The following is a 14,483-nucleotide window of genomic DNA, read 5'->3' on the forward strand; positions in this document are numbered from 1 at the left end:
GCGTAGAGGAAACACTCCTTCCCATTCCGAACAGGAAAGTTAAGCTCTACAGCGCCGATGGTACTGCATGGGAGACTATGTGGGAGAGTAGGACGTCGCCAGGTTATTTTTTATGGGGGTATAGCTCAGTTGGGAGAGCACTTGCCTTGCACGCAAGGGGTCAAGGGTTCGAATCCCTTTACCTCCACCAAGAAGTTATGAAAACATAACTTCTTTTTTTATGCTTAAAATTAAAATAATTTATATAATTGATAATAAAAATATATAGTGTTATTATTTTTATAGATAGAAATAATAACACTATATATTTTCGGAAAGGTGATTTCGATGGCTTTATATAGAGTAAAGCAATTTATTTGGGGATTCACTTCATTGTTTAAGGAAATAGATTATACATATGTAACTAAATTTTTAAATGAAGAAGAAATTAGAATATTTAATAATCTTAAGCATAATGATAAACATCATTGTATTAGGGTTTGCAAGGATTCTATAAAGATGAGGAATGACTTAAATATAAATGTAGATTTGTATAAGTTAGGGAGAGCAGCTCTTTTGCATGATGTAGGTAAGGGATATACACATTTATCCTTATTTGAAAAATCTGCTGTTGTATTATTAGATAAGATTAGTAATGGTAAAATAAAAAAATACGATAATATAAAACAAATAAATGTATACTATAATCATCCTAAAATAGGATTAGATATATTGAAAGATAATGGCTTTGAAAAAGATAAAGAATTATTGCAAGTAGTTAGATATCATCATAGTAAAGATTTCATAAAAGGTAATCATATACTTGATATAATAAAAGTATGTGATGATAAAAATTAGCTTTTGAGGTGGTTTATGAGTTCTAAAAAGAGAAGAGAAGAGATTGGTAAGATGCTAGTTAAAAGCAACAAAGCTATAAAGGGTACGGAACTAGCTTCTTTATTTGGAGTTACTAGGCAAATTATAGTGAAAGATATTGCAATTTTAAGAGCGGAAGGTAATACTATTATAGCAACTCCAGATGGATATATTTATAACAAGGACGTAAATAAAGTTAAATCTATAATAGCTGTTAATCATGATGAGAATAAAACAATAGATGAACTTGAAATAGTGGTTAAATATGGAGGAATAATAGAAGATGTAATTATTGAGCATCCTTTATATGGAGAAATAAGAGGAAATTTAATGATAAAGAATTTAAATGATTTAAATAAATTTGAAAATGAGTTTAAAAATAAAAATGTTAAACCTCTATCTAATTTAACTGATGGAATTCATCTTCATACGATTGCAGCAGACAGTGAAGAAGACATTAAGGAAATAAAAAGAGAATTAAAAGAAAAAGGATTTTTACTATAGTATGGGAGGAGGGAAACTATGGATTATGATATTCTTATATTAGGTGGAGGTATAATAGGTTGTGCTGTAGCTTATGAGTTATCTAAATATAATTTTAATATAGCTTTAATAGAAAGAGATTATGATATAGCAGATGATATTTCATTTGTTAATACATCTATAGTATATGATGGCTCTGAAACCTCTGATGATGTAATGGCTGGACTCGAGTATATAGGAAATTCAATAATGGAAGAGACTTGTAATAAGTTTAAAGTTCCATTTAAGAAAATTGGAGCTCTAAGAGTAGTTAATGATGAAAATGGCGTGAAAAAATTAGGAGAAATGTATGATAGAGCTAGAAGAAGGGGAATTGAAGGGGTTCATTTAATTGACGCTGAAGAAGTATATCATATTGAACCGAATATAAATCATAATATAAGGAAAGGTCTTTATTCAGAAAATATAGGAATAGTAGCTCCATATGACTTAGCTATTGCATATGCAGAAGTAGCTGCTGATAATGGGGTTATTTTTAGATTAGAAGAAGAAGTTCTAAATATACAGAACTTATCAAAAGGGTTTAGGGTAACAACTAACAAGAATAAGTTTAGTTGTAAAGTTGTTATTAATACTATTCCTCATGAGATATATATAAAGAAAAATGGTAAGGTAGAGGATAAGGAAACTAAGGGAGAAGGGACTCATTTTAAAAATATGAGTTATTTATTGGTAGATGATAATTATAAAAATAAGTTGAATAAAATAGTGATAGAGACATTTGATAAAGATACATTTGTTTTAAGTACGCCGACTACAACTACAGGATCATTAATAGGAATAAAAAGTACTGAAAAGACTACCCTAAGACATAATTTATTATATGCAAATAATTTATTGCAAGGTTTAGAAAAAAATAATATAAATAATCTTTTTAGGGAAAGCTATAATAAAGATTCTATGTTAATAGATGATAGTGAAGTAGATAAGGGATATATTAGAGTAACTGGCACTCATTATGGTAAAATAACTATAGCCCCAGCAATAGCTAAGATGCTTTGTGATACCATTGCTAATAATTTAAATTGTACATTAAAAAAGAATTTTATAGATAAAAGAAGAGAAGTATATAAGTTTAGAGAACTTAGTAAAAAAGAAGCAAATGAAATAATTGCTTTGGATAAGAGATATGGAAAGATTATATGCGTGTGTAATAATATTTCAGAAGGAGAAATCGTTGATTGTATCAGAAGACCTTTAGGTGCTAGGACTGTAGAAGGTGTTAAAAGAAGGACTGGATCAGGATTTGGAAATTGTCATGGATCTTATTGTTATGAAAAGATAGTAAACATACTTGCTAGGGAATTAGATAAAAATATTACTGATATAGTAGATGATTCTAAAGACTCTAAGATAATATCTAGTAGAATAAAGGAGTTTGAAGATGTGTAAATTGAATAATGACGATAGCAATAAGGATATATTTACATCTATAGTTAGAGTTAAGGGAAGTGATAAGTATAAGGTGGTACCAGTAAAATCTAGTAAAGAGGTAGATAGAAGTCTCTGGATAGAGTTATCTAAGGTAATTGGAAGAATATATGTAAGTGTTCCTGTTAAAGTAGGAAATATAATATGTAAAAATATATTAAATACTGGAATAGATATAATCTGTACAAGAGATTTATTTGATGAATAAAATATTGACATAAATATTTTTTTATACTATATTAAAATAAATATAATAAAACTGTTGAAGAGGCTAGTAATATCATTTTTACTTTAAGAGAGTCGATGGTTGGTGTAAATCGATAGTAATATGTTATGAATCCACCTCGGAGGGACTGCGATGAGCAGTACGGTAGAAACCGTTAAATTTATTGAGTGAATAGCATATTATTGCTATTAATTAGGGTGGCAACGCGGAATCTTTCGTCCCTTTTTAGGGGAGAAGGGTTCTTTTTTATTTAAAAAAATAAGAGAGGAGATATAATAATGTTAGATTTAAAATTTGTAAGAGAAAACCCAGAGATAGTTAAGAAAAATATAAAAAATAAGTTTCAAGATAGTAAACTTCCACTTGTAGATGAGGTAATAGAATTAGATAAAAAGCTTAGAGAAGCTAAGCAACAAGCTGAATCCTTAAGAGCAGATAGAAATAAATTCTCAAAACAAATAGGAGCTTTAATGGCTCAAGGAAAAAGAGAAGAAGCAGAAGAAATGAAAAAAAAGGTAACTGAAAACTCAGAGAGTTTATCTGAGTTAGAAGTTAAGGAAAGTGAATTAGCTGAAAGAGTTAAGGAAATAATGATGACTTTACCAAATATAATTGATCCAAGTGTTCCAATTGGAAAAGATGATAGTGAAAATGTAGAAGTTGAACGTTTTGGAGAGCCAAAAGTTCCAGAGTTTGAAGTTCCGTATCATACAGAAATAATGGAAAAGTTAAGTGGATTAGACTTAGATAGCGCTAGAAAAGTAGCAGGAAGTGGATTCTATTATTTAATGGGAAATGTTGCGAGACTTCATTCAGCAATAATTTCATATGCTAGAGATTTTATGATAGATCGTGGATTTACTTATTGTATTCCTCCATATATGATTCGTAGTGAAGTTGTAACAGGTGTTATGAGTTTTGCTGAAATGGATGCTATGATGTATAAAATTGAAGGTGAAGATTTATATTTAATTGGAACAAGTGAACATTCTATGATAGGTAAGTATATAGATACTATATTACCTGAAGAATCATTACCACATACTTTAACAAGTTATTCTCCTTGTTTTAGAAAAGAAAAGGGAGCCCATGGAATAGAGGAAAGAGGAGTATACAGAATTCATCAATTTGAAAAGCAAGAGATGATAGTTGTATGTAAACCAGAAGAAAGTATGGAATGGTATGAAAAATTATGGGTAAATACTGTAGATTTATTCCGTTCTTTAGATATACCAGTTAGAACTTTAGAGTGTTGTTCTGGAGATTTAGCAGATCTTAAAGTTAAGTCAGTAGATGTTGAAGCTTGGTCCCCAAGACAAAAGAAGTATTTTGAAGTAGGAAGTTGTTCAAACTTAGGAGATGCACAGGCTCGCCGTTTAAAGATTCGTGTAAATTCTAAGAATGGAAAATACTTTGCTCATACATTAAATAATACAGTTGTTGCACCACCAAGAATGTTAATAGCATTTTTAGAAAATAATCTAAATGAGGATGGTTCAGTAAATATTCCGAGTGCACTTCAACCATATATGGGAAATATGAAGGTAATTAAGTAATATTTATTAACTTGATGAAATAAAATAACAATAGATTTAGAGTGAGTTAAATCTAAACATAATGATAGGATGCATAATATAACTACCAATAAATTAGTGGTAAAATAATATGCATCCTATTTTTATTAAGGATACTTAAGTATAAATATATTAATTTAATATAAAATAATAATATTATATATTTTATTATTTATAAAAATGAATCAATACAGAGGTTAAAAAATGTATTTATAAGTAACTGTTTATGAGATATATATTAGTATATCTTATAGGCCAATAGTGGTTTTTTAAAAGTTTTAAATAAAAAATGTTGACATAATATTTTTCTGTTGCTATAATCATATTTGTCGAAAGACGAAACATGGAGAGATGGTCGAGCTGGCTTAAGGCACCGGTCTTGAAAACCGGCGTACCTTTACGGGTACCGTGGGTTCAAATCCCACTCTCTCCGCCATAGAAAAAGCATCTAAAATTAGATGCTTTTTAATTTAAATATGAACATAATAAAAAATATATTAAAAATTTAAAAAAAATAATTGACAATATATATAGTGGTTGCTATAATAATATTTGTCGCAAGACTGAAATATGGAGAGATGGTCGAGCTGGCTTAAGGCACCGGTCTTGAAAACCGGCGTACCTTTACGGGTACCGTGGGTTCAAATCCCACTCTCTCCGCCATATAACCTTTATAAGAGAAGGCACATGGAGAAATACTCAAGTGGCTGAAGAGGCGCCCCTGCTAAGGGCGTAGGTTGGGCAACTGGCGCCCGGGTTCAAATCCCGGTTTCTCCGCCAAAAGCATCTAATGAATATTAGATGCTTTTTTATTATTTATAAATTTATAAAAATTTAATCTATAAATAAATCATTATAAAATGTTTTAATGAAAATTGCTTCATTGTAAACATTTTTAATAAATGATATACTATTTTTATCATTTATAAAAGTTATATTATGAGGTATATATAGGAGGATGGAGATGGAAAAGAAATATGTAATTGGTGTAGACTTAGGAGGAACTAAGATATACACTGCTTTAGTTGACTTAGAAGGAAAGATAATTAAAGAAGTTACAGTTAAGACTGAAGCCCATAAAGGCGATGAGGCTGTTTTAGAGAAGCTATTAAAGACTATAGATGATGTTTTACAAGGAACAGATATAAATGAAGTTAAAGCTATTGGAGTTGGCTCTCCAGGGCCTCTAGATTTAGAAAAAGGATTAATAGTTTATACTCCAAATTTACCATTTAAAAACTTTAATATAGTAAAACCTATAAAGGAAAAATATAAAATTGATACTTATTTAGATAATGATGCAAATGTAGCAACATTAAGTGAGTATATGTTTGGAGCAGGAAAAGGTAGCAAAAATATGGTTTATGTTACTGTAAGCACTGGAATCGGTGGAGGAGCTATTTTAAATGGAAGTCTATTTAGAGGAAGTACAGCAAATGCTTTAGAAATTGGACATATAACAGTAATGAAGGGCGGTCCTAGATGTGGATGTGGTAATACTGGATGTGCAGAAGCTATGGCATCAGGAACTGCAATAATGAAAAGAGCAAGAGAAGCTGTAGAAAGCAAAGTAGAAACAACTTTAAAAAATTATGAAGAAGTAACTGCAAAAGAAGTATTCCTAGAAGCAGAAAAAGGAGATAAGGTTTCTCAAGATATATTAAATGATTCATTATCATATTTAGGAATAACTATTTCTAATATTGCAAACTCATTTGATCCAGATAAAATAATAATTGGTGGGGGAGTTAGTGAAGCAGGTAGAATAGTATTCGATAAAATAGAGTATGAGATGGAGAGAAGATGTCTAAAGACTATTTATAATAACTGTAAAATAGAAAAGGCGGTTTTAGGAAGCCAAGCAGGGGTTCTAGGTGCAGCAGCACTTGCAATTTTAGAAGGTAAATAATTAATTATGAGGCTATATCACAATATATATTAAGTGTGATATAGCCTTAATTTTATAAAAATATAATATTAATTTTAAAGGTAGAGATATAAATATAATTATGATATTTGTACTCTTTTTTTACTATGTATAAAAGATTTATAATAAAAGTAAGAAGATTAATCAGGGAGATGGTGTAAAATGATATATGGAGAAAATGTATACCTAAGGAATCCAGTTAGAGAGGATATAGAAGAACTATACGATATTTGTGCAGATAAGGATGTGCTAAAGTATAATGGTTTATCTACAGCAGTTATGAGTAAAGAGTATTTAAATAGTCAATTTCATCATTTTACAAAGCCTAATAAAAAAGAATTAATTATAGTAACTAAAACTAGTGATTTAATAGGATATGTTTATTACAAAGAAAATAGTTATACAAGAGATGTTTACTCTATTGGAATAACAATAGGAAAAAAATATTGGAATAAGGGATATGGATTAGATTCTATAAGAACTTTATGTAACTATTTATTTAATAATAAACGAGCTCATAAGATTGAATTAGAAGTTGTAAAAGAAAATAAAAGGGCAATAAAATGTTATAGAAAATGCGGATTCAAGGGTGAAGGAGTAAGAAGAAGTAAGTATTATTATAATGGAAAATACATAGATACTTTAGTTATGGGGCTATTAAAAGAGGAATTTATTTAGAACTATGGGATATAATTAAGATATTAAATAATAGGAGTGTTTGAATGGGAATTAGATTTATTTTTGGGAGAGCGGGTACAGGAAAAAGTAGGTTTTGCTTAGATCAAATTAAGAAAAAGATAGATAATAATGATTCAAGTAACAAGCTTATATTGATAGTACCAGAGCAATATACTTTTGATACAGAAAAAAAATTTTTAGATATAGTTACGGAAAAAGGTTTTTTAAGGGGAGAAGTGTTGAGCTTTAAAAGAATGGCTCATAGAGTCTTTGAGGAATGTGGTGGAAGAACAGATATTAAAATAAGCGATTCAGGTAGGAATATGCTTATTTATAAGTTATTAAGAGATAAGGGAGATGAACTTCAGTACTTTAATAGGATGACGAAGGAACAAGGTTTTTCTTCTGTTGTGTCAAAAATAATAACTGAATTTAAAAAATATAATATTTCCACGGAAATACTAGGGATTAAAGAAGAAGAAATTCATGATGATGAATTAAAAAAGAAAATGAATGATTTAAAGATAATTTATCATGATTTTAATGAAGTGCTTCATAAAAGATTCATAGATTCAGACGATGAGTTAACATTGTTAGCAAAGAAACTTGCTGATTGTAATATTTACGACGGAGCAGAAATCTGGATAGATGAATTCACTACTTTTACACCACAACAATTAGAGGTTATAAAAATATTAGCTAAAAAGGCGAAGACAGTAAACATAACTTTATGCAGTGATAATTTAAGTGGAGGAAAAGAAGTAGATTATACGGATATATTTGATGCTATAAAGAATACCGAAAATTCCATTTTAAATATTATGAAGGAAGGAAATATATCTTATTTAGAGCCAATTGATTTAAATAAGGGGTATTCCTATAGATTTTTAAACAGTGAAGATATTCAACATTTAGAAAAACACTTTTTTACTTATCCTTTCAAACCATATAAGGGAAAGGCTAATAATGTAAGACTTTATAAAGCAAATAATAGCTATGAAGAAGTCGAAACTATTGCTAAGGATATATTAGTTATGGTAAGAGATAAGGGATATAGATATAAGGATATAGCCGTTGTTTGTAGAAATATAGATCAGTATGAAAAAATAGTTACAGTAATATTTAATGATTACAAAATTCCATTTTTTTTGGATAAGAAAAGAGAGATATTAAACAATCCCCTAGTAGTATTGCTAATTTCTTCTTTAGAAATATTATCTAGTAATTGGTCTTATGAAAGTGTATTTAAATATTTAAAAAGTGGTTTAGTTAATGTAGAAGAAAAATATATAGATATACTAGAAAATTACGTTTTAGCTAATGGGATAAAAGGATATAAGTGGACTAAAAATCTTTATGACAAGGATGATATACCAGATGATGAAAATCTAGTTTTAGAAATTATGGAGGAAGTTAGGACTCCTTTAATGAGACTTCATAAAAAAATAAAAGAAAATAAATCTGTAAAAGAAATAGCTACTAACCTTTATGAGTTTTTAGTTGAATTAGATGTATTTAAAACTCTAGAATCCTGGCTTGATGAATTCAATGAATTAGGACTTCAAGATAAAATTAAGGAATATATGCAAGTTCCTGAAATGGTTATAGAAATTTTAGATCAATTAGTAGAAGTTCTTGGGGATGAAGTAATAGATATTAAAGAATTTACAAAGATTCTTATATCAGGTTTTGAAGAGAAGGAAATAGGAGTAATACCTATGGCTTTAGATCAAGTTAATATTGGAGATATATCTAGAGTTAAAGGTAGAGAAGTAAAAGCATTATATTTAATAGGAGTAAATGATGGAGTACTGCCATCTGTTAATAAAGATGAAGGAATAATTAGTGATAGAGAAAGAGATTTATTAAGAAATATAGGTATAAGGTTAGCTTCAGATACAAAAAGCAGAGCTTTTGAAGAACAATTCATAGTTTATACTGCTCTTACAATTGCTTCAGAATACTTAATGATAACTTTTCCTATGGCAGATTTTGAAGGTAAGTCTTTGAGACCTTCTATAATTATTCCAAGGATAAAAAAAGTACTGCCCAATTTAATAGAAGAAAGTGAGATTTATAATTTAAGAGATAGAAAAGATAAGTTTAGTAAAATAACTTCGCCATTACCTACCTTCAATGAACTTATTTCAGCCCTAAGGATGGAATTTGAAAAAGAAGAGGTAGATGAATACTGGGCACAGGCTTTTAAATGGTTTGAAAATAATGAAGTATTTAAGAACAAAGCTAATAGAATGTTTAAGGGACTAACTTATACTAATTTAGTTGAGAAGGTTCCTAGAGAGAAGATAAAAAAACTTTATCAACTAGAAAATAAAAAGCTAGTATTTAATATATCTAGAATAGAAAAATATGCTCAATGTCCATTTTCTTATTATGTTCAATATGGATTAAAGGCAAAGGATAGAAAGGTATATGAATTTTCAGCGCCAGACTTAGGATCATTTATGCATAATGTATTAGATGATTTTACTAATACTATTAGAAACGAAAAAATAGCTTGGTCTGATTTAAACAAGGAAAAATGCACTGCAATAGTAAATGAGCTAGTAGATAAAAAATTAGAAAATGATGTTAACTCAATATTAAATAGTACTAAAAAATATAAATATTTTGCAGATAGGTTTAAGAGGACTATAACTAAGTCTGTTATGGTTATTTCAGAGCAGATGAGAAAAGGTCGTTTTGAAGTATTTAGAAATGAGTTTCAATTTGGCGGTTTTAAAGATGGTGAACCTATAAAAATAGATCTTCCATCTAAGGAGACAGTATATTTAGTTGGTAGAGTAGATAGAATAGATACTTTAGATTTAGATGGTAATACTTATATTAAGGTTGTGGATTATAAATCTGGTAATAAAAAGTTTAATTTAACAGAGGTATATTATGGACTTCAAATACAGCTTTTAGTTTATTTAGATGCTCTTATAAAGAATTCAAAATATATATTAGAAAAACAAGCTATGCCTGGAGCAATTTTATATTTTAAAATAGATGATCCTATAATTAAATCTAAAAAGCAACTTACAGAAGAAGAAATTAAAGAAAATATATTAAAAGAATTAAAAATGAGCGGCTTATTACTTAAGGATATAAATGTAGTTAAGGCTATTGATAGTGATATAGAATCATCTTACTCTTTAATTATTCCAGCTGCTGTTAAGAAGGACGGTAATTTTACTGCTGCTAGTTCAGTAGTTACAGAGGAACAATTTGATATATTAAGAAAGTATGTAAATGACAAGATGGCAGAGCTTTGCGAAGAGATGCTAAGTGGAGAAATTAAGATAGTTCCGTGTAAAAATAATAATACTCCATATTGTAATTACTGCGATTATTCATCTATATGCCAATTTGATACTTCTATAGAAAATAATAAGTACAAGATAGTATTAAAAAAGAGTAATGAAGACGCATGGAAATTAATAAAGGATGAAGTAGAGAAGGGAGGTCAAGTATAGATATGGGAAGTACTAAATGGACAGAAGATCAACTTAAAGCTATTACAACAAGAGGATGTAATCTTTTAGTAGCAGCAGCAGCAGGTTCAGGAAAAACAGCAGTTTTAGTTGAAAGAATAATTAGGATTATCACTAATGAAGATAATCCTGTAGATATAGATAGACTTTTGGTAGTTACATTTACTTCAGCAGCAGCAGCAGAAATGAGAGAAAGAATAGCAGATGCTATATCAAAGGCGTTAGAGGTTAATCCAAATTCAAAGGTATTGCAAAGACAATTAACACTTTTAAGTAGGGCGAATATAACTACTATGCATTCTTTTTGTTTGGATGTTATAAAAAATTATTATCATATTATTAATTTAGATCCAACATTTAGAATAGCTGATGAAACAGAAAATACATTATTAAAATTAGAAGTAATTAATGACATGTTCGAAGATTATTATGAAAATGAAGATAGTGATTTTAAAAATTTAATTGAGGCCTATAGTACTTCTAGGGATGATGAAAGATTAAAAGAAATTATCTTAGATTTATATAGATTTTCAATGAGCGGTCCTTGGCCAGAAAAATGGCTTGTAGAAAGTGCAGAAAGTTTTAATATAGATACTATTGAAGATTTAAATAACACAGAGTGGATTAAAATATTAAAACAGACTATTGAAATTGAAGTTTTAGGATATGTGAAGGTCCTAGAGAAAGCTTTAGATATGATTAGATCAACAGAAGGATTAGAGCCTTATGAACCTACCTTTAATGATGATTTAGAGATGTTTAAGAGAATTTTAGATTCATTAAACTATGGAATAGAAGAACTATATACTGAAGTTAATAAAATAAGCTTTGGAAGATTGAAGTCAGTTAAGAAAAATAATGTTTCAGATGGAGAAAGCTTAGAAATAGTAAAATCAATAAGGGATAGTATTAAGAAAAAGGCATCTAAATTAGTTGAAGATAGTTTTTCTATGCCTTTAGAAGATGCTTTATCTGGAATTAAAAATTCTTATCCCTATATGAAGATGATAAGTAAGTTAACTTTAGATTTTATAGGTAGATTTAAACAAAAGAAAAGAGATAGAAATATATTAGATTTTAATGACTTAGAACATCTATGTTTAAAAATACTTATAAACCATGATGCTGATGGGAATATTATTCCTTCAAGTGTTTCAGAGAAATTTAGATGGTACTTTGATGAAGTTCTTGTGGATGAATACCAAGACTCTAATAATGTTCAAGAAGCTATTATAGACTTAGTTTCAAGAAAAAGCTTAGAAGATCCTAATGTATTCATGGTTGGTGATGTTAAACAAAGTATATATAGATTTAGACAAGCGAAACCAGAGTTGTTTTTAGATAAATATAATAGATATCCACTAGAAGAAGGAAGTTTAAATAGGAAAATTCAATTATATAAGAATTTTAGAAGCAGAGAAGAAGTTATTAATGGGGTAAATTATATCTTCAAAGAAGTGATGTCTAAAACAGTTGGTGAGCTTGAATATACTGATAAAGAGTCATTAAATCTAGGTGCAAGCTATAAAGAAAATGAATATGAAAATACAGTGGTTGCAGGCTCAATAGAACTTCATATTTTAGATAAGTCAGGAAATAAGGATATTCCTGAAGAAGATAAAATAGAAGAAGTTAATATTGGAGACTCAGATGTAGAAGAAGAGGAAGATGTAGATGCTATAACTCTTGAAGCAAGAATAGTAGCAAGAAGAATTAAGGAGTTATTAAATCCTGATTTAAAAACAGGAAAGGTATTTAAGGTATTAGATAAGGAAACAGGAGAATATAGGCCACTTAAATATAAAGATATAGTTATTCTATTAAGGGCAACTAAAAATTGGTCAGAGATATTTTTAGATGAACTTGGATATGAAGGAATCCCTGTTTATGCAGATACAGGAACAGGATATTTCGAAACTATAGAAATTAGAACTATTATGTCATTATTAAAAATAATAGATAATCCAATGCAAGACGTTCCTATGATTTCAGTTTTAAGATCTCCTTTAGTAGGATTTACAGCAGAAGAATTAGGAGATGTCAGACTCTTAAATAAAGAGAAGTACTTTTATGAGATCATAAGTGAAGTTGTTGAAGATAATTATGAAGTGAGTGAGGAATTAAAAAATAAGTGTAAGGTATTTATAAATAATCTAAAGAAGTGGAGAAAGAAATCTATATATACTCCAATAGATGAATTTATATGGTATATCTATATGGATACAGCTTATTATGGATATGTAGGAGCTATGCCAAATGGTAAGCTAAGACAGGCAAATTTAAAAATACTATTCCAAAGGGCAAAACAATTTGAGAAAACTAGCTTTAAAGGATTATTTAATTTTATAAACTTTATTAACAAGCTCAGAAATTCATCGGGAGACATGGGAAGTGCTAAAGTTCTTGGGGAAAATGAGGATGTTGTTAGAATAATGAGTATCCATAAAAGTAAGGGTCTTGAGTTCCCGGTAGTATTTACTTCAGGTTTTGGAAAACAATTTAATTTAATGGATTTAAACAAATCTATTCTTTATCATGATGATTTAGGTTTGGGACCTGACTACGTTAATTTAGAAAAGAGAAATTCATATAGTACCTTAGCTAAGGAAGCAATAAAAAAGAAGATATTATTTGAAACTCTTTCAGAAGAAATGAGAATTCTTTATGTTGCATTTACTAGAGCTAAAGAAAAATTAATTATTACAGGAGCAACTAGAGATTTAGAAAAGTCTATAACAAGATGGATGTCAGCAGCTGCTTTAGATGAAGATATTGTTCCACCATCAGAAGTGCTAAAAGGAAAAAGCTATTTAGATTGGATTGGAATGGCTTTATGTAAGCATAGAGATGGAGAGAAGCTAAGAAATTATATTGGCTCTACAAACAGTTTGCTTGTTAATGATTTTTCCACATGGAAGGTTAAAATGTGGAGTAAAAGTACCCTAACTGTGGAAAAAGATGAAGTGGCTGTGGATGAAAATGATGAAGAAGACTTATTTATATATTCAGATATAAATTATATAGATAAAGAAATAAGAAGAAGATTAGACTATGAATATAAGTATAGCTTAGCTGGGGGACTACCTAGTAACGTATCAGTATCTGATTTAAAGAGGTCTCTTTATGAGAATGAAGATGATGATGTATTAACTGTTAATATTTTTAAAGATAAAGAAGTATTAAAACCTAAGTTCCTTCAAGAAAAGAAAGGTTTATCAGCATCAGAAAGAGGTACTGCTGTTCATTTTATAATGCAAAAATTAGATTTAGAGAGAATAGCAAATAATGAAGAAATAAGAGATCAAATACAAGAAATGAAAAATAACAACTTACTTTCAGAAGAAGAAGTTAAAGCTATTGATAAAATTAATTTCTTAAGATTTTTTAAAAGCAATTTAGGAAAAAGAATGTTATCTGCATATAGTAAAGGTAGATTGCTAAGGCGAGAAATTCCTTTTTACACTGAAATTAGTAGCTTAAATGTTGACAGTACATTACCAGAGAAGATTTACGAAAAAGAAAAGGTAAGACTTCAAGGGATAATAGATTGTATATTTGAAGAAGAAGATGGAATAGTATTATTAGACTATAAAACTAATTATGTAGTAGAGGGAATGGAAGAAGAAATACTAGATAAATATAGAATACAATTGAAGTATTATAAAGAAGCAGTTGAAAAGATAACTGGTAAAAATGTGAAAGAAAGTTACCTATATCTATTTGGATTAGGTAAAGAGGTCTTAATATAGAAA

9 protein-coding genes, 4 tRNA genes, 1 rRNA gene and 1 other annotated feature are annotated in these 14,483 nt (G+C 28.9%); all 14 genes read left to right on the top strand.

Going from position 1 to position 14,483, the window contains the following annotated elements:
* A 5S ribosomal RNA gene (rrf, locus tag ACQPUY_RS11590) occupies positions 1-104 on the top strand; the annotation flags it as partial.
* Between the two features lie 10 nt (positions 105-114).
* Positions 115-190 (top strand) — tRNA-Ala (locus ACQPUY_RS11595).
* A gap of 137 nt (positions 191-327) precedes the next feature.
* Positions 328-837, top strand: a complete 510-nt coding sequence (locus ACQPUY_RS11600; RefSeq protein ID WP_430841395.1) for an HD domain-containing protein — start codon at positions 328-330, stop codon at positions 835-837.
* 15 nt (positions 838-852) lie between these two features.
* On the top strand, positions 853-1,359 hold the full coding sequence (locus ACQPUY_RS11605) for a transcription repressor NadR (protein WP_430841396.1): 507 nt from the start codon (positions 853-855) through the stop codon (positions 1,357-1,359).
* A gap of 18 nt (positions 1,360-1,377) precedes the next feature.
* The gene (locus tag ACQPUY_RS11610; protein ID WP_430841397.1) at positions 1,378-2,790 is read left to right on the top strand and encodes an NAD(P)/FAD-dependent oxidoreductase; all 1,413 of its coding nucleotides are present in this window, start codon (positions 1,378-1,380) and stop codon (positions 2,788-2,790) included.
* A complete protein-coding gene (locus ACQPUY_RS11615) occupies positions 2,783-3,037 on the top strand; it encodes a DUF1667 domain-containing protein (protein WP_430841398.1) in 255 nt (84 codons plus the stop codon). The genes ACQPUY_RS11610 and ACQPUY_RS11615 overlap by 8 nt, the downstream gene beginning before the upstream one ends.
* 45 nt (positions 3,038-3,082) lie before the next feature.
* Positions 3,083-3,281, top strand: a binding site (T-box leader).
* A 52-nt stretch (positions 3,282-3,333) separates the two neighbouring features.
* Entirely contained in the window at positions 3,334-4,611 is a 1,278-nt protein-coding gene (serS, locus tag ACQPUY_RS11620) for a serine--tRNA ligase (RefSeq protein ID WP_430841399.1), read from the top strand.
* Between the two features lie 363 nt (positions 4,612-4,974).
* Positions 4,975-5,065, top strand: a tRNA-Ser gene (locus ACQPUY_RS11625).
* A 136-nt stretch (positions 5,066-5,201) separates the two neighbouring features.
* Positions 5,202-5,292 (top strand) — tRNA-Ser (locus ACQPUY_RS11630).
* Positions 5,293-5,318: 26 nt separating this feature from the next.
* Positions 5,319-5,409: transfer RNA gene (locus ACQPUY_RS11635), tRNA-Ser, on the top strand.
* Positions 5,410-5,593: 184 nt separating this feature from the next.
* On the top strand, positions 5,594-6,538 hold the full coding sequence (locus ACQPUY_RS11640; RefSeq protein ID WP_430841400.1) for an ROK family protein: 945 nt from the start codon (positions 5,594-5,596) through the stop codon (positions 6,536-6,538).
* Positions 6,539-6,718: 180 nt separating this feature from the next.
* A complete protein-coding gene (locus ACQPUY_RS11645; RefSeq protein ID WP_430841401.1) occupies positions 6,719-7,234 on the top strand; it encodes a GNAT family N-acetyltransferase in 516 nt (171 codons plus the stop codon).
* Positions 7,235-7,278: 44 nt separating this feature from the next.
* The gene (gene addB, locus ACQPUY_RS11650; RefSeq protein ID WP_430841402.1) at positions 7,279-10,713 is read left to right on the top strand and encodes a helicase-exonuclease AddAB subunit AddB; all 3,435 of its coding nucleotides are present in this window, start codon (positions 7,279-7,281) and stop codon (positions 10,711-10,713) included.
* 2 nt (positions 10,714-10,715) lie between these two features.
* The gene (gene addA, locus ACQPUY_RS11655) at positions 10,716-14,480 is read left to right on the top strand and encodes a helicase-exonuclease AddAB subunit AddA (protein WP_430841403.1); all 3,765 of its coding nucleotides are present in this window, start codon (positions 10,716-10,718) and stop codon (positions 14,478-14,480) included.
* Positions 14,481-14,483 lie beyond the last annotated feature (3 nt).

This window comes from Clostridium nigeriense (assembly GCF_050585245.1).
Lineage (GTDB): Bacteria > Bacillota > Clostridia > Clostridiales > Clostridiaceae > Clostridium > Clostridium nigeriense_A.

Coding starts and splice junctions, on each gene's coding strand:
- ACQPUY_RS11600 (WP_430841395.1), top strand. CDS start 328: ATGGCTTTATATAGAGTAAAGCAATTTATTTGGGGATTCACTTCATTG.
- ACQPUY_RS11605 (WP_430841396.1), top strand. CDS start 853: ATGAGTTCTAAAAAGAGAAGAGAAGAGATTGGTAAGATGCTAGTTAAA.
- ACQPUY_RS11610 (WP_430841397.1), top strand. CDS start 1,378: ATGGATTATGATATTCTTATATTAGGTGGAGGTATAATAGGTTGTGCT.
- ACQPUY_RS11615 (WP_430841398.1), top strand. CDS start 2,783: ATGTGTAAATTGAATAATGACGATAGCAATAAGGATATATTTACATCT.
- serS (WP_430841399.1), top strand. CDS start 3,334: ATGTTAGATTTAAAATTTGTAAGAGAAAACCCAGAGATAGTTAAGAAA.
- ACQPUY_RS11640 (WP_430841400.1), top strand. CDS start 5,594: ATGGAAAAGAAATATGTAATTGGTGTAGACTTAGGAGGAACTAAGATA.
- ACQPUY_RS11645 (WP_430841401.1), top strand. CDS start 6,719: ATGATATATGGAGAAAATGTATACCTAAGGAATCCAGTTAGAGAGGAT.
- addB (WP_430841402.1), top strand. CDS start 7,279: ATGGGAATTAGATTTATTTTTGGGAGAGCGGGTACAGGAAAAAGTAGG.
- addA (WP_430841403.1), top strand. CDS start 10,716: ATGGGAAGTACTAAATGGACAGAAGATCAACTTAAAGCTATTACAACA.